The sequence below is a fragment of the Actinokineospora sp. PR83 genome (genome assembly GCF_021056305.1).
Classification (GTDB): domain Bacteria; phylum Actinomycetota; class Actinomycetes; order Mycobacteriales; family Pseudonocardiaceae; genus Actinokineospora; species Actinokineospora spheciospongiae.
This window is the reverse complement of the sequence record NZ_JAJCXD010000024.1, coordinates 154,991-178,425: the sequence shown is the minus strand read 5'-3', so window position 1 is coordinate 178,425 and position 23,435 is coordinate 154,991. Positions and strand designations below refer to the sequence as shown.

General features: G+C 73.5%; 18 protein-coding genes. 10 read left to right on the top strand and 8 right to left on the bottom strand.

The genetic code is table 11. The features are described from left to right. The first annotated feature begins 3 nt into the window (after nt 1-3). The 3 genes from L6E12_RS08295 to L6E12_RS08285 all read left to right on the top strand — a co-directional run bounded on the left by L6E12_RS08295 (nt 4) and on the right by L6E12_RS08285 (nt 4,322). Nucleotides 4-762 carry a dienelactone hydrolase family protein gene (locus L6E12_RS08295; RefSeq protein WP_236227296.1) on the top strand — a complete coding sequence of 253 codons (759 nt, stop codon included), beginning with the start codon at nt 4-6 and terminating at the stop codon, nt 760-762. Between the two features lie 165 nt (nt 763-927). Then, nucleotides 928-2,742, top strand: coding sequence for an NAD(P)/FAD-dependent oxidoreductase (locus L6E12_RS08290; RefSeq protein WP_236227295.1), 1,815 nt, complete (start codon nt 928-930; stop codon nt 2,740-2,742). Then, nucleotides 2,739-4,322, top strand: coding sequence for a hypothetical protein (locus L6E12_RS08285; protein WP_236227294.1), 1,584 nt, complete (start codon nt 2,739-2,741; stop codon nt 4,320-4,322). Before L6E12_RS08290 ends, L6E12_RS08285 begins: the two co-directional genes overlap by 4 nt. Before the next feature lie 53 nt (nt 4,323-4,375). Here the strand turns inward: L6E12_RS08285 and L6E12_RS08280 are convergent, their stop codons facing one another. The 8 genes from L6E12_RS08280 to L6E12_RS08245 all read right to left on the bottom strand — a co-directional run bounded on the left by L6E12_RS08280 (nt 4,376) and on the right by L6E12_RS08245 (nt 11,579). Further along, the gene (locus L6E12_RS08280) at nt 4,376-4,708 is read right to left on the bottom strand and encodes an EF-hand domain-containing protein (protein ID WP_236227293.1); all 333 of its coding nucleotides are present in this window, start codon (nt 4,706-4,708) and stop codon (nt 4,376-4,378) included. A gap of 73 nt (nt 4,709-4,781) precedes the next feature. After that, complete coding sequence (locus L6E12_RS08275; protein WP_236227292.1) at nt 4,782-5,270, bottom strand: SRPBCC domain-containing protein; 489 nt, start codon at nt 5,268-5,270, stop codon at nt 4,782-4,784. After that, the gene (locus L6E12_RS08270; RefSeq protein WP_236227291.1) at nt 5,267-5,590 is read right to left on the bottom strand and encodes a helix-turn-helix domain-containing protein; all 324 of its coding nucleotides are present in this window, start codon (nt 5,588-5,590) and stop codon (nt 5,267-5,269) included. Before L6E12_RS08270 ends, L6E12_RS08275 begins: the two co-directional genes overlap by 4 nt. A 123-nt stretch (nt 5,591-5,713) precedes the next feature. Beyond that, nucleotides 5,714-6,484 (bottom strand): SDR family NAD(P)-dependent oxidoreductase, encoded by a 771-nt coding sequence (locus L6E12_RS08265; RefSeq protein WP_236227290.1) that lies wholly within the window; start codon nt 6,482-6,484, stop codon nt 5,714-5,716. Next, nucleotides 6,481-8,700 carry an MMPL family transporter gene (locus L6E12_RS08260; protein ID WP_236227289.1) on the bottom strand — a complete coding sequence of 740 codons (2,220 nt, stop codon included), beginning with the start codon at nt 8,698-8,700 and terminating at the stop codon, nt 6,481-6,483. Before L6E12_RS08260 ends, L6E12_RS08265 begins: the two co-directional genes overlap by 4 nt. Nucleotides 8,701-8,797: 97 nt before the next feature. Continuing rightward, the gene (locus L6E12_RS08255; RefSeq protein ID WP_236227288.1) at nt 8,798-9,415 is read right to left on the bottom strand and encodes a TetR/AcrR family transcriptional regulator; all 618 of its coding nucleotides are present in this window, start codon (nt 9,413-9,415) and stop codon (nt 8,798-8,800) included. A gap of 150 nt (nt 9,416-9,565) precedes the next feature. Further along, nucleotides 9,566-10,720: an acyl-CoA dehydrogenase family protein gene (locus L6E12_RS08250; RefSeq protein WP_236227287.1), complete on the bottom strand. Its 1,155-nt coding sequence runs from the start codon at nt 10,718-10,720 to the stop codon at nt 9,566-9,568. A gap of 13 nt (nt 10,721-10,733) precedes the next feature. After that, on the bottom strand, nt 10,734-11,579 hold the full coding sequence (locus tag L6E12_RS08245) for a 3-hydroxybutyryl-CoA dehydrogenase (protein ID WP_236227286.1): 846 nt from the start codon (nt 11,577-11,579) through the stop codon (nt 10,734-10,736). A 173-nt stretch (nt 11,580-11,752) separates the two neighbouring features. On the opposite strand from L6E12_RS08245, the gene L6E12_RS08240 reads away from it, so the two are divergent. The 7 genes from L6E12_RS08240 (at nt 11,753) to L6E12_RS08210 (ending at nt 23,362) form a co-directional block, all read left to right on the top strand. Next, nucleotides 11,753-12,274, top strand: a complete 522-nt coding sequence (locus tag L6E12_RS08240) for a TetR/AcrR family transcriptional regulator (RefSeq protein WP_236227432.1) — start codon at nt 11,753-11,755, stop codon at nt 12,272-12,274. A 26-nt stretch (nt 12,275-12,300) separates the two neighbouring features. Next, nucleotides 12,301-12,984: a TetR/AcrR family transcriptional regulator gene (locus L6E12_RS08235; RefSeq protein WP_236227285.1), complete on the top strand. Its 684-nt coding sequence runs from the start codon at nt 12,301-12,303 to the stop codon at nt 12,982-12,984. A 748-nt stretch (nt 12,985-13,732) separates the two neighbouring features. Further along, entirely contained in the window at nt 13,733-14,332 is a 600-nt protein-coding gene (locus tag L6E12_RS08230; protein WP_236227284.1) for an EF-hand domain-containing protein, read from the top strand. Between the two features lie 66 nt (nt 14,333-14,398). Then, nucleotides 14,399-19,345: a type I polyketide synthase gene (locus tag L6E12_RS08225; protein WP_236227283.1), complete on the top strand. Its 4,947-nt coding sequence runs from the start codon at nt 14,399-14,401 to the stop codon at nt 19,343-19,345. Beyond that, a complete protein-coding gene (locus L6E12_RS08220; protein WP_236227282.1) occupies nt 19,342-20,724 on the top strand; it encodes a hypothetical protein in 1,383 nt (460 codons plus the stop codon). The genes L6E12_RS08225 and L6E12_RS08220 overlap by 4 nt, the downstream gene beginning before the upstream one ends. Continuing rightward, nucleotides 20,721-22,175, top strand: coding sequence for an acyl-CoA reductase (locus L6E12_RS08215; RefSeq protein ID WP_236227281.1), 1,455 nt, complete (start codon nt 20,721-20,723; stop codon nt 22,173-22,175). Before L6E12_RS08220 ends, L6E12_RS08215 begins: the two co-directional genes overlap by 4 nt. Beyond that, on the top strand, nt 22,172-23,362 hold the full coding sequence (locus tag L6E12_RS08210) for a cytochrome P450 (RefSeq protein WP_236227280.1): 1,191 nt from the start codon (nt 22,172-22,174) through the stop codon (nt 23,360-23,362). Before L6E12_RS08215 ends, L6E12_RS08210 begins: the two co-directional genes overlap by 4 nt. The last annotated feature ends 73 nt before the right edge of the window (nt 23,363-23,435 follow it).

Genomic DNA, 23,435 nt, shown 5'->3' with positions numbered 1-23,435 from the left:
ACGGTGCCGACCACTGCCGAGATCGTGGAGGACGCCGTGCCCGAGGTCGACCTGAGTTCCCCCGCCGCCGCCAGGGCGGGTTCGCAGCCGCTGCGCGGCTACCTCGCCACCCCCTCGGGTGAGGGGCCGTGGCCGGGGATCGTGGTGCTGCACGAGGTGTTCGGGATGAACGACGTGGTGCGCAGGCAGGCCGACCGGCTCGCCGACATGGGGTACCTGGCCCTCGCCGTCGACCTGTTCAGCCAGGGTGGTGCCGCCCGCTGCCTGGTGGCGACCATGCGGGCGTCGATGACCGGGAAGGGACGCGCCTACGCCGACATCGCCGCCGCCCGCGACCACCTGCTGGCCCTGCCCGACTGCACCGGCAAGACCGGCATCATCGGCTTCTGCCTGGGCGGCGGCTTCGCGCTGATGACCGCCTCCTCCGGCGACTACGCGGTCGCCGCCGTCAACTACGCCCACCTGCCCGCCGAACCCCTGACGACCCTGGCGGGCTCCTGCCCGATCGTCGGCAGCTACGGCGGTCGCGACCTCACCCTGCGCGGCGCGGCGGCCCAGCTCGACACCGCCCTGAGCACCCTCGGCGTCGAGCACGACGTCAAGGAGTACCCGGAGGCCAACCACGCCTTCCTCAACGACGAGGCGGTCGGTCCGGGCTGGTTGCGCCCCCTGTGGCGCGTCGCGGGCATCGGTCCGCACCCGGCTTCGGCGGCCGACGCGTGGGCCCGGATCGAGGGGTACTTCCGGGCGCACCTGCACTGAGCGCGCGGGGGCGGGGTGTTCGCGGGAACCATACAACTTAATTCAGTCACTTGACTTACGTAGTTCGGTGCCGCTTGACTGGTTGCGGAGCGCGTCCGCGCGGACACCCGGTGTTCGCGCGCGGCGTGCCCGCGAACACCCCGTCCCCACGGCAGAGAGGCCCGCATGCCCACGCCCCCTGAGCACCTGACGCCGGACGACCTGGGCTTCGACCCCGACGAGCTGCGCGCGCGGTACCGGGCGGAGCGGGACCGCCGGATCCGGCCCGAGGGCAACGCGCAGTACCGCTCCGCCGACGGCGACTTCGGCTACTACGCCGACGACCCCTACGCGGAGACCGAGCGCGACCGGGGACCGCTGAGCGACCGGGTGGAGGTGGTGCTCGTCGGCGGCGGCTTCGGCGGGCTGCTCGCGGGGGCGAGGCTGCGGCAGGCCGGGGTGGCGGGCATCCGGGTGGTCGAGGAGGGCAGCGACTTCGGCGGAACCTGGTACTGGAACCGCTACCCCGGCATCCACTGCGACATCGAGTCCTACGTCTACCTGCCGCTGCTGGAGGAGATCGGCTACGTCCCGGAGTGGAAGTACTCCCCGGGCAAGGAGATCCGGCAGCACGCCCGCGCGATCGGCAGGCACTTCGACCTCTACCGCGACGTCTGCTTCCAGACGAAGGTGACCGCGCTGCGCTGGGACGACGACACCTCGGAGTGGGTGGTGGAGACCGACCGGGGCGACCGGGTGCGGGCGCGCTACGTGGTGACGTCGACCGGAACGCTGAGCAGGCCGAAGCTGCCCGGCATCCCCGGTATCGAGTCGTTCCGGGGCCACACGTTCCACACCAGCCGCTGGGACTACGACTACACCGGCGGCAGCGCCGACGGCGGGCTGGAGAGGTTGGCGGACAAGCGGGTCGCGTTGATCGGCACGGGGGCGACCGCGATCCAGGTGGTGCCGCACCTGGCGCGCGACGCCGAGCACCTGTACGTGTTCCAGCGCACGCCGTCGACGGTGGACGTGCGGGGCAACCGGCGGACCGACCCGGAGTGGGCCGCGTCGCTGGCGCCGGGGTGGCAGCGGGAGCGGATGGAGAACTTCCTCGCCATCGTGAGCGGTGAACAGGTGGAGCGGGACCTGGTGGCCGACGCGTGGACCGGCAGCGCCCGCCTGTTGCGGAACCTCACCCCCAACAACGCCCACTCCGACCTGTCCCCGGAGGAGCGCGAGCACGTCGACGAGATCGCCGACTTCCGGAAGATGAACGAGATCCGCTCGCGGGTCGACTCCACCGTCGAGGACCCGGAGACGGCGGAGGTGCTCAAACCCTGGTACCGCTACATGTGCAAGCGGCCGACGTTCAGCGACTCCTACCTGGAGGCGTTCAACCGGCCCGACGTCACGCTGGTCGACACCGCCGACCACGGGGGCGTCGAGCGCGTCACGGAGGAGGCCGTGGTGGTGGGCGGGGTGGAGTACCCGGTCGACTGCATCATCTTCGCCACCGGGTTCGAGGTGGGCCGCTCCGGCGTCCTGTCCGGGTTGCTGCCGGTGCACGGCCGGGGCGGGGTGTCGCTGTTCGAGCACTGGGCCACCGGGCCGAAGACGCTGCACGGGTTCAGCAGCCACGGCTTCCCGAACCTGTTCAACCTCATCCCCGTGCAGAACGCCAGCTCGGTGAACTACGTGCACATCCTCGACGAGCAGGCGACGCACGTGGCCGCGGTGATCGCCGCGGCCGAGCAGCGCCGGGCCCGCCGCGTCGAGCCCAGCGTCGAGGCGGAGGCCGCCTGGGTGGCCACGATCCGGGAGAAGGCGGCGGACCAGCACCGGTTCCAGGCCGAGTGCACCCCCGGCTACTACAACAACGAGGGGCAGCCGAGGGCGCGCAGCGAGTCCTACGGCGACGGGCCGGTGGCCTTCCACGCGGAACTGCGGCGCTGGCGCGACGAGGGCGGCCTGGACGACGTGCTGGTGGAGGCGAGGTGACGCGGCCCAACCGGTTCGACGGCACCGGGCGCGAGCACCCGAGGAGCAGCCGCTGGGACCTGCGGCGGCTGACCCCGCCGAGCACGCTGTGGGGGTCGAACGGGGTGGCGTTCGGCCCGGACGGGCGGCTGTACGTGGCGCAGTTCCTCGCCGGGCAGATCAGCGCGGTCGACCTCGCCTCCGGGGACGTGGAGGTCGTGGTGCCGGTGGACGGGCCGGTGCAGGCGCCGGACGACCTGGCCTTCGGCGCGGACGGGTCGATGTACGTCACCGACCTGGTCCCCGGCCGGGTGTGGCGGCGCAGCCCGGCGGGCGAGTACGCGCTGGTCTCCGATGAGGTCCAGGTGCCCAACGGCATCACCTGCGTCGGCGACCGGCTGTTCGTCAACGAGATGAAGTTCGACGGCCGCGTGCTGGAGCTGTTCCCCGGCGGCGGCGACCCGGTCGTCCTCGCCGAGGGCCTGGCCATGGGCAACGCGATGCAGCGCGGCCCGGACGGGCACCTGTACTACCCGCACATGCTGACCGGCGAGGTGTTCCGCACCCACCCCGACGGCGGCCCGGCCGAGCTGGTCGCCGAGGACGTGCACGAGCCCGTCGCGGTGCGCTTCGACCTCGACGGGAACCTGGTCGTGCTCTCCCGGGGGGTGGCGGGCATCGTGACCCGCATCGACCTCGGCAGCGGGGAGCGGACTCTGGTCACCAGCGGGATCGTGGGGCTGGACAACGCGGCGTTCGACGCGGAGAACCGGATGTTCGTCTCCAGCTTCGCCAGCGGCGGGGTCGCCGAGCTGCACCCCGACGGCCGCACCAGGCCGATCGTGCCGCAGGGCCTCGACGGCCCGTTCGGCGTGACGGTCGACTTCGGTGGCAACGTGCTGGCCGCCGACCACTACCGGCTGGCGACCCCGGAGCCGGACGGGGTGACCACGCGGGAACTGCTGATCTTCGCCCACGGCATCACCACCGACAGCGCGGGCCTGGTGCACCTGACGTCGCAGTACGGCGACGTGCGGACCTTCGACCCGGTGGCGAAGACCACGCGGGCGCGCGCGGAGCGGCTGGCCCGCCCGATGGGGATCGCGGTCCGCGCGGACGGCGGGCTGGTGGTCGCCGAGTCCGGCGCGGGCCGGGTCCTGCTCATCGACGGCGACGACGCGGTGACCGTGCTCGCGGAGGGGCTGGAACAGCCGGTGGACGTCGCCCTGGACGGCGGGGAACGCTGCTACGTCAGCGATGAGCGGCGCGGCGCGGTCTTCCGGATCGACGACGGGCAGGCGGTCCTCGTCGCGGAGGGCCTCGGTGCGCCGCAGGGCTTGGCGGTGCGCGGCGACGAGGTGTTCGTGGTGGAGGTCGAGCACCGGCGGCTGACCGCGATCTCGTTGGCGACCGGGGAAACCCGGGTGGACGCGGAGGACCTGGCGGTCGGCCTGCCGGGTGGGGTCACGCGGGAGGACCCGGCGCTGTTCTGCCACGGGATGCCCGGTGCGCCGAGGCAGTTCGCCGGTCTCGCGGTCGGGCCGGACGGTTCGCTCTACCTGTCGGCCAACGGCGAGGGCAGCGTGCTGCGCCTGTCCTGAGAACCCGCCGGTGGCGCGGGGAACGCCGCCCCCGCACCACCGGCGGGTTCGGCTCAGTTCCCGCTGACCACGCGGGCGCCCTTGGCCGACCCGTCGGTCGCCGTGAACAGGCCCCGCACGTTCGCCGACAGCTCGGCCCAGTCGACGCGGCCGTTCTCGTCGGCGTCCATCGCCGCGATCCACTTCTCGGCCGGCACCTCGGTCGTCACCCGGCCCGAGGTGTGGGCCTCGCGGAACTCCGCCGCGTCGACCACGCCGTCCACGTCGAGGTCCGCGCCGCGGACGTACTCCCAGATCTCCCCGTACCCGCCCGCCAGGCCCCGGGCGCCCGGCGAATTCTCGGCCGGCCCGAACTCCCGCGCCACTGCCGGCCATCCGGTCGACACCACGGAATGCCAGCTTGAAAAGATCGCCCACTGTGGAGAAATGCTGTTCCGCACTCCTCCACAGTGGACTTGTTCAGCCCGCGGCGAGGATGGCGTCGATCTGGCCCATGGCCTCGCGCATCCCCTCTTCCATGCCCATGTTCACCATCTGCTCCAGGTGTTCGGCGCTGGAGAAGGTGCTGGCGGTGACCATCCGGGTTCCCTCGGCGGTCGCCTCCAGGGTGACCACGCAGTGCACCGGGGCGGGCTCGGGCAGCGGCTTGCCGTCGTCGCCCGCGAAGCCGTCGTCGAACTCCAGGCGGTTGGGGGCGTCGACCAGGGTGAACCGCCACCAGCCGCGGGCCTTCTCACCCTCGGGGCCGGTCATGTAGTAGGCGGAGCCGCCGCCCACGGTGACGTCGTGCTCGTCGAAGGTGGCGGGCCAGGTCGGCGGGCCCCACCAGCGCTCGAGCAGGCGCGGGTCCTCCCAGATCTGCCACACCCGCTCGACGGGGGCGGGGAACTCGGCGGTGAACGTCATGCTCAACGCCTCGGGGTCCTTGTGGACGCTGGTCACAGTCACTTGTCTGTCCTCTTCTCGCTCTTGCCGCTGTCCTCGGACAGGATGTCCGAAATGGCCTGGGCGCGGTGGCGCCAGAGCTGCTCGTACCGGTCGAGCAGGCGGGCGGCCTTGCGCAGGGTGTCGGCGTTGCCGTGCACGATCTGCTCCCTCCCCCGCCGCTGCTTGTGCACGAGCGCGGCCCGTTCGAGCACCGCGACGTGCTTCTGCACCGCGGCGAAGCTCATCTCGTAGCGCCGGGCCAGCTCCGAGACCGACTGCTCCTCGCGCAGCACCCGGCCGATGATGTCCCGGCGGGTGCTGTCGGCGAGGGCGTGGAACACGCGGTCCACCTCGTCGGCACTGAGGCCACCGATTCCGAGCCCGTCGGTTCCGAGCTGATCTACAACCACATGGTTGTACGTTAGTCCGTGCCTGCGGACAGCGCAAGGGGGCGGTCCCACTCCCTACTGGACGGACCAGCCGCCATCGGACGGGAGGACGGCGCCGGTGACGTTGGGGCTGTCGTCGCTGAGCAGGAAGGTGATCGACGCGGCGACCTGCGCCGCGGTGGCGATCGGCGGGACGAGGCCCAGGAAGGCGCCCATCCGCCCCAGCCCGAACTCCGAGGGGGTGGCGCTCATGGCGATGCCGGTGGCCACCCCGCCCGGCGCCACCGCGTTGACCCGGATGCCGCTCGGGGCGTACATGAACGCGCAACTGCGGGTGATGCCGAGGACGGCGTGCTTGGACGCGGTGTAGGCGGCCCCGGCGGCGGAACCGCGCAGCGCCGCCTCCGAGGCGACGTTGACCACCGAACCGCGCCCGGCGGCCAGCATCGACGGGACGACCGCCCGGGTGAGCCGGAACATCCCGTCGACGTTGACCGCGAACACGCGCCGCCATGCCTCGTCGGTCACCTCGTGCACCGGGGCGAAGTCGTCCATCACCCCGGCGACGTTGGCCAGGCCGTCGACGCGCGGCCCGGCCGCGGCGGTGATGCGCTCGACGTCGGCCTGCTCGGTGATGTCGGCCGCGACGGTGACCAGGTCCGCGCCCGGCAGCTCGGCGGCGAGCGCGTCGAGGCCCGCGGCGGCGATGTCGACCGCCACGACCCGGCCGCCCTCCCGGGCGACGCGGGCGGCCGTGGCGCGGCCGATGCCGGAGGCGGCACCGGTCACCACGACGGTCCGGCCGTCGAACCGGCCGGGGACGAGGCGCTCGCCGCCCGTGCTCACCGCACCGCGCTCTCGGCCCGGGGAGCGGGCTCCGCGTCGCCGTGGTCCAGGTGCCGCACCAGCTTCTCCCCCTCGACGTCCACATCGGGCAGCACGCGGTCGAGCCACCGCGGCAGCCACCAGGCGACGCGGCCGAACAGCGTCATCAGCGCGGGCACCACGACCATCCGGACCACGATCGCGTCGAAGAACACCGCGATGGCCAGGCCGAAGCCGATGGACTTGATGAACGACTCCGGGGAGAAGACGAACCCGGCGAACACGCTGATCATGATCAGCGCCGCCGCGGTCACCACCCTGGCGCCGTGGGCGAACCCGGCGGTGACCGCCGTCCGGGCGTCGCGGCCGTGCACGTACTCCTCGCGCATCCTGGTCACCAGGAAGACCTGGTAGTCCATGGCCAGGCCGAACACGATGCCGACCAGGAAGATCGGCAGGAAGCTGATGATCGGGGCGGGCTGCTCCACCCCGAACAGGTTCGCCAGCCACCCCCACTGGAAGACGGCCACGACCGCGCCCAGGGTGGCCGCGATGCTCAGCAGGAAGCCCGCGGTGGCCTTGAGCGGCACCAGCAGCGAGCGGAACACCAGCATCAGCAGGATGAACGCCAGCCCGACGACCACCGCGACGTAGGGCACCAGGGCGTCGTCGAGCTTGGCGGAGATGTCGATGTTGACCGCGGTCAGGCCGGTGACGCCGATGCCCGCGCCCGCGATCGTGCCGTCCAGGGCGCGGATGGCGCGCACCAGGTCCTGGGTCTCGGCGGCGTTGGGGGCGCTGGCCGGGACGACGGTGAGGATCGAGGTGTCGCCCGCCGGGTTGGTGGCGACCGGGACGACCGCCAGCACGTCGGGAAGGCCGCCGATGCGCTGCACCGCCTGCTCGGACGCCGCGGTGACCGGTCCGCCCCCGGTGTCGACGACGACGGTCAGCGGGCCGTTGACGCCGGGGCCGAATCCGCCCGCGAGCAGGTCGTAGGCCTTGCGCTGGGTGCTGTCCGGGCTGGCCACCGCCTCGCTGGGCATCCCCAGCCGCAGGTCGAGCGCGGGGATGGCGATGACGCCGAGGGCGACCAGGCACGTCAGCAGCACGGTCACCGGCCTGCGCGCGATCGCCGCGACCCAGCGCTCCCCCATCGGCGCCTTGGCCCGCTCGCCCGCCGGTTCGGCCCCGGCGGTCTGCTCGGCCTGCGCGGTGCGGGCGCGGCGGCCCAGGAGGCGGTTCCCCGCGAAGCCGAGCAGCGCGGGCAGCAGGGTCAGCGCGAGGAGGACGGAGATCGCGACCGTGCCCGCCGCGGCGAGCCCCATCTGGCTCAGGAACGGGATGCCGATGACCGCCAGCCCGGCGAGTGCGATCACCACGGTCAGCCCGGCGAACACGACGGCGGAGCCCGCGGTGCCGACCGCGCGGCCCGCGGCCTCCTCCGGGGCGCGGCCGAGCGCGACCTCGTGCCGGTATCGGGAGACGATGAACAGCGCGTAGTCGATGGCCACCGCCAGCCCCAGCATCAGCGCCAGGACCGGGGTGTAGGAGGACAGGTCGAAGAAGTGGCCCGCGGCGGTGACCAGCCCGACGCCGATGCCGATGCCCAGCAGCGCGGTCAGCAGCGGCAGCCCGGCCGCGACCAGCGACCCGAAGGTCACCACGAGCACGACCGCGGCGACGGCGATGCCCAGCACCTCGGCCACCCCGGTCTCCACCGGCGCCTGCAACGCGTCCCCGCCCGCCTCGACGGTGAGGCCGGACGCGCGGGCCCGCTCGACGGCGGCCATCAGCGCGTCCCTGGCCTCGTCGGTGACCAGCGCGGCGGACACCGAGTAGGTGGCCTGCGCGTAGCCGATGGCGCCGGTCCTCGGGTCCACCGCGCCGGTCCGGAACGGGTCGGTGACCGAGGCGACCTGCGGGGCCCCGCCGATGTCGGCGACCGCGCGTTCGACCGCCGCCCGGTACTCCGGTTCGGCGAGGGTGCGCCCCTCCGGTGCGGCGAACACGACCCGCGCGCCCGCACCGCCCGCGGAGACCCCGGGGAACCGCTCGCCGAGCAGGTCGATCGCCCGCTGCGCCGGGGTTCCGGGGATCTCGAACGTGCCGGAGGCGGGCTTGGCCAGGGCCACCGCGGCGAGGACGGTCGCGGCCAGCACGCCGAACCAGGCCACCGTCACCAGCCAGCGGCGGCGGAAGGCGGACCGGCCGAGCCGGTACAGGAACGTGGCCATCGGGTGTTTCTCCTGTTCGAGGCGTGCGTGCGCGCCCGCGGCGGGGACCGGGTGCGGGGCGGGACCTGGGGTCGGGCAGTGGAATCAGGCAGTGGAATCAGGCAGTGGGTGCGGGGTCGGTGGTCGGCAGGCCCGCGCGCAGGTGGTCCAGGCACTCGCGGAGCAGGTCGGGCAGGTCGGTCCGCGCGCCGCCGGTGGCCCAGAAGGTCGCCGCAGTGCTGACCGCGGCGAGCACCGCGCCCGCCAGCAGCCGCGGCGCCAGGTCGCGGTCGGCGTCGGCGCCGGTGCGCTCGGCGATCACCTCCGCCAGCAGCCGACCGGTGCGGTCGAGGGCGAGCAGGTTCTGCGCCAGCATCGCCGGGCTCTCGCTGATCACCCGCAGCAGCACGGCGAAGTCAGCCCGCTCCCCCACGATCTCGGTGAGCGCCCGCGGCAGGACCGCCAGCAGCGAGTCCCACACCGGTTCGTCGGCGGGCCGGGCGCGGACGGCGTCGGCGAGCGAGGCGTGCCGCCGCGACCACTCGTCGACGATCGCCTCCTCCCGGCTGCCGAAGTAGTTGCGGAACGTCCGCGAGGACACCCCGACCACCTCGGCGACGGACTCCGGGGTGACCGCGTCCAGACCGCGCTCCAGCATCAGCGACCACGCGGCGTGGCTCAGGGCCACCCTGGTGGCGGCCTTCTTGCGGGCGCGCAGGCCCGGCTCCGCGGTCATGCCACCACAGTGGCCGTTCGTTTCCATCCGTGCAACTTTTCCAAAAGTGAAACGAAGTGCAGTTGGTCACAGGCCCGGCACGGGCGACGCCGCCGCCCCCGGCTGTCCGGGAACGGCGGCGTCTGGGTGGAACGACTCAGTTCCGAGTGGTCACTTCAACAGGTGGCGGGCCATCACCACGCGCTGGATCTGGTTGGTGCCCTCGTAGATCTGGGTGATCTTCGCGTCGCGCATCATGCGCTCCAGCGGGAAGTCCTGGGTGTAGCCGTAGCCGCCGAGGAGTTGCACGGCGTCGGTGGTGACGCGCATGGCGACGTCGGAGGCGTGGCACTTGGCGGCGGCGCCGAAGAAGGACAGGTCCGCGTCGGCGCGCTCGGACTTCGCCGCGGCGGCGTAGACCATCTGCCGAGCGGTCTCCACGGCCATCGCCATGTCGGCCAGCATGAACTGGATGCCCTGGAAGTCGGCGACGCGCTTGCCGAACTGGCGACGCTCGCGCACGTAGGCCAGGGCGTGGTCCAGCGCGCCCTGGGCGATGCCGACGGCCTGGGCGGCGATGGTGACCCGGGTGTGGTCCAGGGTGCGCAGGGCGATCTTGAGCCCCTCACCGGGCCTGCCGACGATGCGGTCGCCGGGGATGCGGACCCGGTCGAACAGCAGCTCGCGGGTCGGTGAGCCCTTGATGCCGAGCTTCTTCTCCTTGGCGCCGAAGGAGAAGCCGGGGTCGGACTTCTCCACGACGAACGCGCTGATGTTGGAGCCGCGCGGGCCGTCGGGGTCGGTGACGGCGAGGACGGTGTAGTACTCGGAGAACCCGGCGTTGCTGATCCAGGACTTCTGCCCGTCGAGCACCCAGTCGTCGCCGTCGGGGGTGGCGCGGCAGCGCATGGAGGCGGTGTCGGAGCCCGCGTCGCGTTCGGACAGGGCGTAGGAGAACGCGGCCTGCCCGGACGCCAGCGGCGGGAGGTAGCGCTGCTTGACCTCCTCACTGCCCGCGAGCACCAGCGGCAGGCTGCCCAGCTTGTTCACCGCCGGGATCAGCGAGGACGACGCGCAGACCCGCGCCACCTCCTCGATCACGATGCAGGTGGCCAGCGCGTCGGCCCCGGCCCCGCCGTAGGACTCGGGCACGTGCGGGGCGTGGAAGTCCGAGGCCACCAGGGCGTCGTAGGCGTGCTTGGGGAACTCGGCGCGCTCGTCGACCTCCGCGGCGTGCGGGGCGATGCGCTCCTCGGCCAGCTCGCGCACGACCGCGCGCAGGGCCTCGTGGTCGTCGGTGGTGCGGAACAGGTCGAACCCGGTCATGGCGCGGCCCCCTTCAGGCGTAGGTGTAGAAGCCGCGGCCGGTCTTGCGGCCGAGCAGGCCCGCGTCGACCATCCGGTTCAGCAGCGGCGGCGGGGCGTAGAGCGGTTCCTTGAACTCCTCGTACAGCGACTCGGCGACCGCCCTGGTGGTGTCGAGCCCGATCAGGTCGGCCAGCGCCAGCGGGCCCTGCGGGTGCGCGGCGCCGCGCACCAAGCCCTCGTCGATGTCGTCGCGCTCGGCGAAGCCGGACTCCAGCATCCGGATCGCGGCGAGGATGAACGGGATCAGCAGCGCGTTGACCACGAACCCGGCCCGGTCCTTGCTGCGGATCGCGTGCTTGCCCAGCGCGGTCCCGACGAACTCGGCGGCGCGGCCGGTGGTCTCGTCCAGGGTGAGCAGGCTCGGCACCAGCTCGACCAGCGGCAGCACCGGGACGGGGTTGAAGAAGTGGATGCCCAGCACGTGGGTGGGCCGCTTGGTCGCGGTGGCGATCTTCATGATCGGGATGGACGAGGTGTTGGAGGCCAGCAGCGCCTCCGGTGAGACCACGACGGCGTCGAGCCGCCGGAACAGCGCCACCTTGGCCGCCTCGTCCTCCACGATGGCCTCGATCACCAGGTCGCGGTCGGCCAGGTCCTCCAGCGAGCCGGTGAGGGTGATCCGGTCGAGCACCTCGGCGGCACTGGAGACCTTCCCCTTGCGCTCGGCCCGCTCCAGCGAGGCGGTCAGCCGCTCGCGCCCGGCGTCGATCGCGGCCTGCCCGGTCTCGACCACCACCACGTCCAGCCCCGCCCGGGCCGACACCTCGGCGATCCCCGACCCCATCAGGCCGCACCCGACGACCCCGACCTTCTCCATGGTGACGCCCTCTCCCTGGTACTGAATACCCGACCAACGGTACTCAGTACCCGAGGGTAGAGGAAGTCGCGCCCGCCCGGCACCCACGGATTCGCGGAACGGCTGCGCTCAAGGAAACCGGGTCACCCGGTCGGGCATCACGTCCAGAGGTCGATGACGAGCTTCCCGTGCACGTGTCGGCCTGCTTGGAGTTCGGTCGCGCGGCGGATCCGCTCGACGGGGAAGCTCGCCGCGAGTCGCTGGTGGACGCGGTCTACCGGGATCAGGTCGGGCGACTGACGACCGGCGGGGGCGAACTGCTCGAACAACTGCCCGCGCCCACCGCGATGCGGCGCTGGATGGACCTGTTCGGGGACTGGGTCGCGACCAGGAACGGCATGATCGACACGTTGCTCACGATGGTCGAGGCGGGCGAGATCGCCCACGCGCAGACTCGCACCGAGCTGCCGGCGGCCATCACCACCATCCTCGACGCAGGCCGCGCGGCAGGCGACCTGCGCTCCGATGTCACCGCCGACGACATCGCCGCATCCCTGATCGGCATCTTCACCGTGGCCCCCCGGCCGGAGCACGAAGCCACAGCGGGCCGCTTGCTGGATCTCCTCATGGACGGCCTCCGACCGGTCCGCGGCCGAGCTGCCGGGGACCGCCACAAGCCAGGCCACCACCCCTGCGAAAGGTGCGGGCTAGGGTGAGGCCGAACCGAGCCGAGGAGTCCCCGATGCCAGTGACGCCGACCAGGGCCCGCCTGATCGACGCCGCGTTCGCGCTGTTCGAGGAGCGCGGCTACGAGCAGACCACCGTGGACGACATCACCGACCGCGCGGGCGTGGGCCGCACCACGTTCTTCCGCACGTTCCGCTCCAAGGAAGACGTGATCTTCCCCGACCACGACGTCCTGCGCCGGGCCATCGAGGCCCGCCTCGACGGCTCCACCCACGAGACGGCGCTGGTCGCGGTCACCGAGGCATCCCGCCTGGCACTGCGCCACTACCTCGCCGAGGGCGACCTCGCCCGCGCCCGCTACCGGCTGACCCGCAGCGTCCCCGCCCTCCGGGCCCGCGAGATCGCGGGTGGGCAGCAGTACCACCGCATCTTCCGCGAGTTCATCCACACCTGGATGGGCGGCGGCCGGGAGAGCGCGCTGAAGGCCGAACTCATGGCCGCCGCCGTGGTCACCGCCCACAACCACGTCCTGCGCCGCTGGCTGCGCGGCCAGACCGACCACCCCGAACCCGAGTTCGACGCCGCCATGGCCACCACGGTCGACCTGTTCACCGCCCGCCAGTCCCCCGGACCGGAGGGCGGCATCGTGGTCTTCCGCACCACCAAGGACCTCGACACGGTCCTCCCCGGCCTCCGCCACCTCCTCAGCGAGCCCGCCGACACACCGCGCGACGGCTGAGAACGGCCGGGGTGGACGGTCGTCCTCGCATCAAGCCCGACTGGACCAGCGCGAACAACGGCCGAGCCCTCCTCTCCCCGCTCCGGCGCGGGCTTTCCGCTCCCACCAAGCGATGACCGCGAGGGATGCCGCCCGGTCAGGCCGGACAAGCGGCGCAAATGGACAGTCCATTTGGGTATCGAGCAGTGACCACTGTGGACAACCCAGTCCACGAAGTCCGTCCTCCGCGGTGCGGAGCGGTCCAGTCCTCGACACACCCCCTCCCCCGGCGCGACCGACACCCGGTCCGGCCGCACACGCGGATGCACGTGCACCGACAAGTGTGCCCGGATCGGTCCGCGCCGTCACTACCCCGCCCCCGCTGTCACCCGAACGCGCGATCGCTCCACGTCCACCGGGCGAACACCCGTCTGCGCGGGCCGAACGGGCGCTCCCCGAATCGTTCCGGATGCCGGAGGGCACCCCGGTACCCGCGAATACCGGAGTTGGGGTAACGCCACTACCGGCCAAGCGGGTGATGGCGAGTGGCATTGACGACCACTGTGTGGGTGATTCTCGTTCCGAGCCGTTCGCACACTTCCTTTCCGGGTGAGAGCACTTGCGCAGGTGTCGCCCCCGTCGCTACTTTGACGAAGGCGCTGCGGCGCCACCGCCCGGGATTTCCCGCCCGGCGCCACGGCCTTCTTCGGCCCGGTCTTCACCTTTAACATTCCCCTTTTCATCCGACGCCTTAGGTGGTGTTTGTTCCGTGAGCCCTTCCGACGTGGCGAACCTGCTCGACCGCAAGCTCGACATCTGCTTCGGGCACGGTGACCAGAACGGCAACGGCGTGCTGGAGCCCGCCGACGCCCTGGCCCTGGCCGCCCGCACGGTCGCCGCACTCGGCGAGCCCTTCGGCTCGCCCAAGGCGATCGCGCTGTTCAGCGCGTTCGACACGTTCTGGCAGCACCTGTCCAGGGAGCTGGACTCCAACAACGACGGCAAGGTGACCCCGCTGGAGTGGCGGACCGGCCTCAAGCGGGCGTTCTCCGGCGATGGCGGCAACTTCGAGGAGGGCTTCCGACCGCTGGCCCAGGCCCTGTTCGACCTGTGCGACAAGTCCGGGGACGGCAAGGTGCAGCCGGGCGAGTTCGCCGCGTACCACCGGGCGTTCGGCACCTCGTCGGCGAACGTGCGCATCGCGTTCGAGAAGCTCGACCGCAACGGCGACGGGTACCTGACGGTCGACGAGCTGGTGCAGGCGTGGAAGGAGTACTACACCTCCACCGACCCCGAGGCCCGGGGCAACTGGCTCTACGGCGACATCTTCGGCGCGACCGTCTGGGACGGCGACCGCGTCCTCCTCTGACGCACCGGTGGCCGGGGCCCGACGGCCCCGGCCACCTTTTCCGGCACGCAGGGGAGGGAGTGGGCAGTGGCGTTGGACGAGCCGGTCGCGGTCATCGGGGTGTCGTGCCGGTGCGCCGGGGGAATTGATTCACCAGCCGCCTTGTGGGATTTTCTCATGACCGGCTCGGATGCTGTTGGAAGAATACCGGACAACCGGTGGAAATCGTATGCCGAACGCGGGTGGGAGTTCGCACGCGCCATTCGCGGGCGCGTTTCCCGGGGTTCGTTCCTGGCGGATGTTTCCGGTTTCGACGCGGAGTTCTTCGGGATGACCGCGCGCGAGGCGCGCTTGGTCGACCCGCAACACCGGCTCGCCATGGAACTGGCCTGGGAAGCGCTCGAACACGCGGGCGTCCCGGCCCGCTCGCCTGCGGGCACCGACACCGGGGTGTGGGTCGGCATCGGCTCGGAGGACTACGGGCGCAGGCTGCTGGAGGACCTGCCGACCGTCGAGCCCTGGACGGGGATCGGCTCCTCGCAGTGCGGGGCGCCCAACCGCGTCTCGTACGCGCTCGACCTGCGCGGCCCCAGCGTCGCGGTGGACACCGCCTGCTCCTCGTCCCTGGTCGCCGTGCACCAGGCGGTGCAGGCGCTGCGGCTCGGCGAGGTCCCGCTGGCGCTGGCGGGCGGGGTGATGGTCATGTCGGCGCCAGGGCTGTCGGTGGTGCTCGACCGGGCCGGGGCCACCGCGCCGGACGGGCGGTCCAAGCCGTTCGACGCCGCCGCCGACGGCTACGGCCGGGGTGAGGGCGGTGCGCTGCTGGTGCTCAAGCGCCTCACCGACGCCCAGCGCGACGGGGACCGGGTGCTGGCGGTCCTGCGCGGTGGTGCCGTGCGCCAGGACGGGCGCACCGACGGGATCATGGCGCCCAGCGGGCCCGCCCAGGAGCACCTGCTGCGCGCGGCCTACGCGGCGTCCGGGGTGGACCCGGCCTCGGTCGGCTACGTCGAGGCCCACGGCACCGGGACCCGCGCGGGCGACCCGGTCGAGGCAGGCGCGCTGGCCGCCGTCCTCGGCGCGGGCAGGCCCGCCGAGCAGCCGTGCCTGATCGGTTCGGTGAAGGGCAACGTCGGGCACCTGGAGGCGGGCGCGGGCGCGATCGGCCTGGTGAAGGCCGTGCTGGCGGTGGCGTCCGGCACGATCCCGCCGACCGTGTCCACCGCCGGTCCGCACCCGGGCATCCCCTGGGAGCGCAACGGGTTGCGCCTGGTGACCGAACCGACCCCCTTCCCCGGCGAGGTCCGCCGGGCCGGAGTCGCGGGCTACGGTTACGGCGGCACCATCGCCCACCTCGTCGTCGAGCAGGCCCCGCCTGCCGCCCCCGTGCCGCAGCCACACTCCCACCCAGTCCTCTTCCCCGTGTCCGGGGATTCGCCGGAAGCATTACGGGACAACGGTTTGCGCCTCACCGACTGGTTGCGGAACCACCCGGAGGCGGACCTGTCCGCCGTGTCGGACACGTTGGCGACCCGCCGTTCGCACCTGGCCTGCCGCGCGGTCGTCGTCGCGGAGGACCGGGACGACCTGGTCGCCGGGCTGGGCGACCTGCGCGGGTCGACGGTCACGCGCACCGAGGTCGACCCGGTGTTCGTGTTCTCGGGTCACGGCGCCCAGTGGGCCGGGATGGGCCGCGAACTGCTCGCGGAGGAACCGGTCTTCGCCCGCGCCATCAGCGAGCTGGACCCCGTCTACACAGCGGAGTTGGGGCTCAGCGCCCGCGACGTCATCACCGGTGCCCACCCGCTGGGCACCGACCTGGTCCAGGCGGCCATCGTGGCGATCCAGCTCGCGCTGACCGACGTCTGGCGCGACCGGGGTGTCCGGCCCGCCGCCGTCATCGGGCACTCGGTGGGCGAGATCGCCGCCGCCGCGGCGGCCGGGGTGCTCGGCCGCGCCGACGCCGCCCGGCTGGCGTGCAGGCGGGCGGTGCTGCTGCGGCAGGTGGCGGGCCGCGGCGCGATGGTCATGGTGGCGCTGCCCTTCGCCGAGGTGGCCGCGCGCCTCGACGGGGACCCGCACGTCACCGCGGCCATCGAGTCCTCACCGGGCACCACGGTGGTCTCCGGGTCACCGGACGCCGTCGAACGGGTCAGCGCGCGGTTCGCCGAGCTGGGTGCGCCGGTGCGCCGCGTGGACTCCGACGTCGCCTTCCACGGCCCGCAGATGCGCCCGCTGTGCGCCGGGCTGGCCGAGGCGGTCGCGTCGCTCGTCGCGGCGCAGCCGACGGTCCCGCTCTACAGCACCGCGCTGCCGGACCCGCGCGACCCGGCGGACCGCGACGCCGGGTACTGGGTGGCGAACCTGCGCAACCCGGTGCGCTTCGCCGGTGCGGTGACCGCAGCCGTGGCCGACGGGCACCGGGTCTTCCTGGAGGTGTCCACCCACCCCGTGGTCGCGCACTCGATCGGCGAGACCGCGCCGGAGGTCGCCGTCGCGCACACGCTGCGCCGCCACCGGCCCGAGCGGCGCACCCTGCTGGAGAACGCCGCCGCGCTGCACGCCGCGGGCGGGCGGGTCGACTGGACCGCCCTGGTCCCGCGCGCCGGGCTGGCCGACCTGCCCACCACCGCCTGGCAGCGGCGCGAGCACTGGGCCCGCGAGCAGCCCAGGCCCGCGGGCGGTCGCGGGCACGACCCGGCCGAGCAGAACCTGCTCGGCGCGGATGCCGTCACCGTGCGCGGGCCGGTGCCGGTGACGGTGTGGCACACCCGGCTCGACCACGACTCCCGCCCCTACCCCGGGGACCACCCGGTCGCGGGCAGCGAGATCGTGCCCGCCGCCGTCCTGCTCAACACGTTCCTGCGGGCCGCGGGGACCACGGCGCTGCGCGACGTGCGGCTGCGCGTCCCGGTGGCCACCTCGCCCGCCAGGGAGGTCCAGGTCAGCGCCCAGGACGGCGCGCTGCGGCTGTCCTCGCGGGTGGACGGCGACTGGCTGACCCACACCACCGCCACCGCGGGCACCGCCGGAGCACCGGCCCGGGCGTCCGTGCGGCTGGTCGGCACGCGCATCCCGCCGACCTCGGTGGTGACCCGCCTCGCCCGGCTCGGGGTGCTGTCGATGGGGCTGGAGTGGACGGTGACCGAGCTGCGCCGGGGCCACCGCCTGCTCAGCGCGCGGGTCGAGGTGCCCGGCACCTGGGCCGAACTGCTCGACGCGGTCCTGTCGACGGCGTCGGTGGCGTTCCCCGGACCGGCGCGGCTGCGGATGCCCGCGGCCGTCGACCGCCTGTCGCTGGCGCAGCGGGCCCCGACCGACGCGGTGTTCAGCGTGCGCGTGCGCACCGGGGACACCGTCGACGTGGACATCGCGTCCGCGGACGGCGTGCCCGCCGGGATGCTGCGCGGGTTGCGGTTCGGCACGCCGGACGCGGACGGGGCCTCCGCGGCGGGTCTGCTGCACGAGCTGACCTGGCAGCCGGTGACCGTGCCCGAGCGCGAGCCGGGCGCGACCGCGGCCGTCCTCGGCGCGGCCCCGGACCTGGTGGCCGCCCTGGGTTCGCGGCTGGTGCCCGCCGACCGGGCCGAGGTGCTGGTGTTCGCCCCGGAGCGGACCGGGGACGACCCGGCCGCTGCGGTGTCGGACCTGGTGTGGCGGCTGCGCGAGGTGGTGCTCGCCCACCCCGGGCGGCGGGTCGTGTGTGTCACCCGGGGTGTGCGGACGGCGCGGGCGCGGGAGGCGCTGGCGCAGGCCGCGCTGTGGGGCATGGCCCGCGGGCTCGCCGCGGAGTACCCGCAGCAGTGGGGCGGGGTGCTCGACCTGGTCGCCGACCCCACCGCCGAGGACCTGGCCGCGGTGGCGCGGCTGGTGGGCTCGGGGGTCGACGAGGACGTCGTGGCGATCGCGGGCGGCCGGGCGACGGCGGCCCGGCTGCGCGCGGCCGTGCCCGGTGGGCTCGACGGCGGCCCGCGGTGCAGGCCGGACGGCACGTACCTGGTCACCGGCGGGTCCGGGGCACTGGGCGGCCGGGTCGCCCGGTGGCTGGTGGAGCGCGGGGCCCGCAGGTTGCTGCTGCTCAGCCGCTCCGGCCGGGTCGACCGGGGATTGCGCGCCGACCTCGAAGCCGCGGGTGCGACGGTGCGCGGGCTCGCCGCCGACGTCGCCGACGAGACCGCGACCAGGGCAGCGCTGGCCGAGGTCGGGTTCCCGCCGGTGCGCGGCGTCGTGCACGCTGCCGGGACGGTGTTGTCGGGCGCGGCGGCCGACCTGACCCGCGCCGAGTTGGACTCCGTGCTCGCCCCCAAGGTGGCCGGGTCGCTGGTGCTGCACCGGCTGTTCCCGCCGGGCACCCTGGACTTCCTGGTGCTGTTCTCCTCCGCCGGGCAACTGCTGCGGCTGCCGGGGCAGGCCGCGTACTCGGCGGCGAACGCCTTCCTCGACGGGCTGGCCCGGCACCGGCGCTCGCTCGGCGACCGCGACGCGGTTGCCCTGGCCTGGACGAGCTGGCGCGGGCTGGGCATGGCCGCCTCGGCGACCGCGGTGGACGCCGAGCTGGCCGCACGCGGCACCGACGCCGTCAGCGCCGAGGAGGCGCTGCGCGCCTGGTCGAGGGTGGACAGCGGCATGGCGGGCAACCTGGCGGTGCTGCGGGTGCTGCGCGATGCACCCGACCCGCTCGACGTCCCGCTGCTGCGCGACCTCGTCGAGCGCGGACCGGCCCAGCGGGCCCCGGTCCCCTGGGTGTCGCTGACCGGGGAGGCCAGGGTCGAGTTCCTGGTGGCCGAGGTCCGCGCCGCCGCCGCCGAGGTGCTGGGGGCCGCGCCCGACCGGGTGGACCCGCGCAGGCCGCTGCCCGAACTGGGCCTGGACTCGCTGCTGGCGGTGGCGCTGCGCCGGGAGCTGGGCGCGCGCCTCGGGGTCACCGTCGCCGCGACCCTGCTCTGGCACCACCCGACCGTCACCGCCATCGCCCACCACCTCGCCCGGGACGCCTCCGCCCCGCGGCCCGAGCCGGAGAGGAAGACCGCATGACCGGCGAACACGACCTGCTCACCTTCGCGGGCAACCCCGTGGAGTACTTCAGTGGCTCCCGACTGGCCATGCACACGCTGCCGCGCGGGGAACTCGAACGCCTGCAACTGGAGGCGGCGCGCCTGCGCTTCGCCGCGCTGCGCGACCGGGTCCCGGTGCTGACGACCATGGCCGAGGAGCAGGGCATCACCGAACTCGGCGGGCTCGACGACGCCGCGCCGCTGCTGTTCCCGCACACGGTCTACAAGTCCTACCCGGCCTCGCTGCTGACCGACAACCGGTTCGACCGGCTCACCCGGTGGCTGGCCCGGCTCACCACCGTCGACCTGTCCGAAGTGGATGCTCGTGGCCTTGGTTCGATCGACGCCTGGCTCGACCTGGTGGACGAGCGGACCCCGCTGCGGCTGGCGCACTCCTCCGGCACCACGGGCACCATGTCGTTCCTGCCGCACACCGCCGTGCAGTACGACCGCCTCTACGAGATGGTCCGGCTCGACGTGAACCCGGACGCCGACGTGGACGTGGTGTGGCCCAGCTTCCGCACCGGGCGCAGCGGCATCGCCAGGCACGCCACCGCCATGGGGAAGCAGCTCGGCGGCAGCCCCGACCGGTTCCACACCCTGCACGACGGGCACCTCAGCGCCGACGTGATGCACCTGGCCGGGCGCCTGCGCGCCGCCGCGGCCCGCGGTGAGCTGGACCGGGTCCGGGTGCCCGCGAACCTGGCCGAGCGCCGGGCGGAGTTCGAGGACGCGCTCGACGCCACCGGCCGCGGCATGGGCGAGTTCGTGCAGCGGCTCGCCGACACCCTCGGCGGGCGGCGGATCGCGTCCCTGAGCACCTGGGACGTCTTCCACGGCATGGCCGAGGCCGGTGCGGGACGCGGTCTGCGGGGCGTGTTCTCCCCCGACTCGGTGCTGCTGCCCGGCGGCGGGTCCAAGGCCGGGGCGCTGCCCGAGGACTGGGACCGCGGTGTCATGGCCTTCGCGGGCGTCGACCGGCTGGCCTACGTCTACGCGATGGTCGAGGTGATCGCGCTCAACATGCTCTGCCAGGACAACGCCTACCACGTGGAGCCGTGGCTGGTGCTGTACCTGCTCGACCCCGACACCGGGAGGGTCCTGCCCCGGCGGGGCACGGTCACCGGCCGCGCCGCGTTCCTCGACCTGTCCGCCGACCTGTTCTGGGGCGGGTTCGTCTCCGGCGACAAGGTCACCGTGACCTGGGAGCCGTGCCCGTGCGGGCGCACCACCCCCCGGCTGCACCACGGCACCGTCGGCCGCTTCGGCGGGGCGGGCGGCGACGACAAGATCACCTGCGCGGCGACGGCGAGCGCGCTCACCGAGACGCTGGAGTTCCTGAACGGGGCACTGGTGTGAGCGCCGTCTTCGTACCCGCGGTCGTGCGCGGGCGGGTGCACGAGGCCGACCCGGTCGAGTTCCCGGCGGGGTTCCGCGGCCCGGACCCGGTCGGTCTGCTGCCGGTGCTGCCGCTGCGCGACCCGGTGGCGCTGTCGGACCTGCAATCGGAGCCGTTCGCCGAGATCGTGGACCTGCTCGCGGAGCTGGGTGAACGGCTTGTGCTGTCGCGCAACGGCTTCCTGCAAGAGGCGCTGTCCGTGCTGCCGGAGTTCTCCGACCTCACCGCCGACGTGCTGCGCTCGACGTACCGGCAACTGCCGGGCCTGTTCGCCCCGGAAGCGGTGTGGGCGCTGGCCGAGCGGGCGATCGGGGCGGAATTCCTCGATGGCTGGGTGTCCTCCGGCGGCGCGGCCGTGCGGGCGTTCGGGGCGCGAGCGGTGCACGTGATCGCGGGCAACAACCCGATCATCGCGGGCATCACCGTGGTCCGCAGCGCCGTCACCCGCGGCGACGCGATCATCAAGGCACCCGCGAACGACCCGGTGACCGCGCCCGCCATCCTCCGCACCCTCGTCGAGCTGGCGCCGGAGCACCCGCTGACCCGGCACCTGTCGGTGCTGTACTGGAAGGGCGGCGACACCGGGTTCGAGCGCGGCCTCTACCACCCGGCGCAGGTCGAGAAGGTGGTGGCGTGGGGCGGGTTCGGCTCGGTCCAGCACGTGACGCAGTACCTGCGGCCGGGGCTGGAGCTGATCGCACTGGACCCGAAGCTCTCGGCCACCGTCATCGGCCCCGAGGCGTTCGCCTCCGAGGCGGCGCTGCGCGAGACGGCCAGGCTGGCCGCCGCCGACGTCGGCGTGCTCAACCAGGAGGGCTGCTTCAACGCCCGGGTCATCTACGCCGCCACCGGCACCGACGAGGCCGGGCTGGCCACCGCGCTGCGCTGGGGCGCGCTGCTGCACGAGGAGGTGCAGCGGCTGCCCGCCGCGCTGAGCACCCCCGCCCGCCGGTTCGACCCCGAGCTGCGGGAAAACCTGCGCGGGCTCTCCGCCGCCCCGGACTGGTACCGGGTCGTCGGCGGCCGCGACGGCGAGGGCGCGGTGGTGGTGTCGCTGTCGGCGGAACCGGTCGACTTCCGCGACGCGCTGTCCGGGCGGGTCGCCAACGTCGTCCCGATCGACGACCCGGCCGAGGCGGTGCGGGCGATGAACAGCTACACCCAGACCGTCGGCGTCTACCCGGACTCGCTCAAGCGGGCCCTGCGCGACACCGCACCGCTCTACGGCGTGCAGCGGCTGGTGTCGCTGGGCTACGCCACCCACTTCCGCCCCGAGGTCCCCCAGGACGGGATGGAGCCGACCCGCCGCATGATCAAGTGGATCACCGACGAGAGCTACGACCCGGCGTCGACGCACCCCTTCGCGCACATGGCGCCGGACGCGCCCGTCTGGGCCGGGGAGGTCCGATGAGCTGCCCGGTCGACCGCCTCACCGCCGACTTCGACCACCACGACCCCGAGTTCACCCCCGACCTGGCCCGGCGGGTGCACCGCGCGGTGCGGGAGCAGGGGAGGGTGGCGCACTCGTCGGCGCACGGCGGGATGTGGGTCCTGTCGCACCACGCCGACGTCGACGCCGCCCTGCGCGACCACGAGACCTTCGCCTCCGGCCACGGCGTGTTCTTCCCCAGGGCGGCGGGCACACCCCGGTTCGCCCCGCTGGAGTACGACCCGCCGGAGCAGACCCGCTACCGCGCGCTGATGCGCCCGCCGTTCACCCCGGCACGCGCCAAGGAGTCCGCCGCGGCGATCACCGGGCTGGTGGCGGAACTGGTGCGCCCCGTCGTCGAACGCGGCCACGGCGACCTGGTGGCCGAACTCGCCACCCCGCTGCCGCTGGCGGTGGTGGGCGCGGCGGTCGGCTTCTCCCCCGAAGCCCGCGCGCGCATCCGCGAACTGACCAGCAACACCTGGAAGGGCATGCCCAAGGACGCCGACTCCGGTGGCTTCTGGCCCCCGTTCGCCGAGCTGTTCCGCGCCGAGATCCGCCGCGCCCGCGAACACCCCGGCGACGACCACCTCTCCACCCTGGTCCGCACCCGGGTCGACGGCGAACTGCTCACCGAGGACGACCTGCACGTCATGCTGGTCGCCTACGCGATCGCGGGCCACGAGACCACGATGAACACCATCGGACACCTGTGCTGGGTCCTCGCCCGCCGCCCCGACCTGCAAGACCTGCTGCGCGAACACCCCGACCTGCGACCACGCGCGGTCGAGGAGACCCTGCGGCTGTGGGCGCCGGTCGACCACGGCACCCGGTTCACCACCCGCGAGGTGGAGGTGGGCGGCACGGTCATCCCCGCGGGCGCCCGCGTGGTCCTGCTGACCGGAGCCGCCAACCGCGACCCGGCGGTCTTCGACGACCCGGACGAGTTCCGCCTCGACCGCCCGAGCAACCGGCACCTGACCTTCGGCCAGGGCGTGCACTTCTGCCTCGGCGCCCACCACGCCAGGACCGAGTTCCTCGCCGTCCTCGACGAACTGGCCGAGCACGGCAACTACCGGCTCACCGCCGAACCGACCCGCTACTTCGAGAACGGCAGGCACATCTGCGTCGACCGACTCCCGGTGGAGTTCGACCGAGGGGGAGTCTGAGCGCACCGGCCCACGCGGCCGGGCGGACCCGATAACCTCTGGCGTCGTCAGGACGACTCAGCACCGGCGCCCG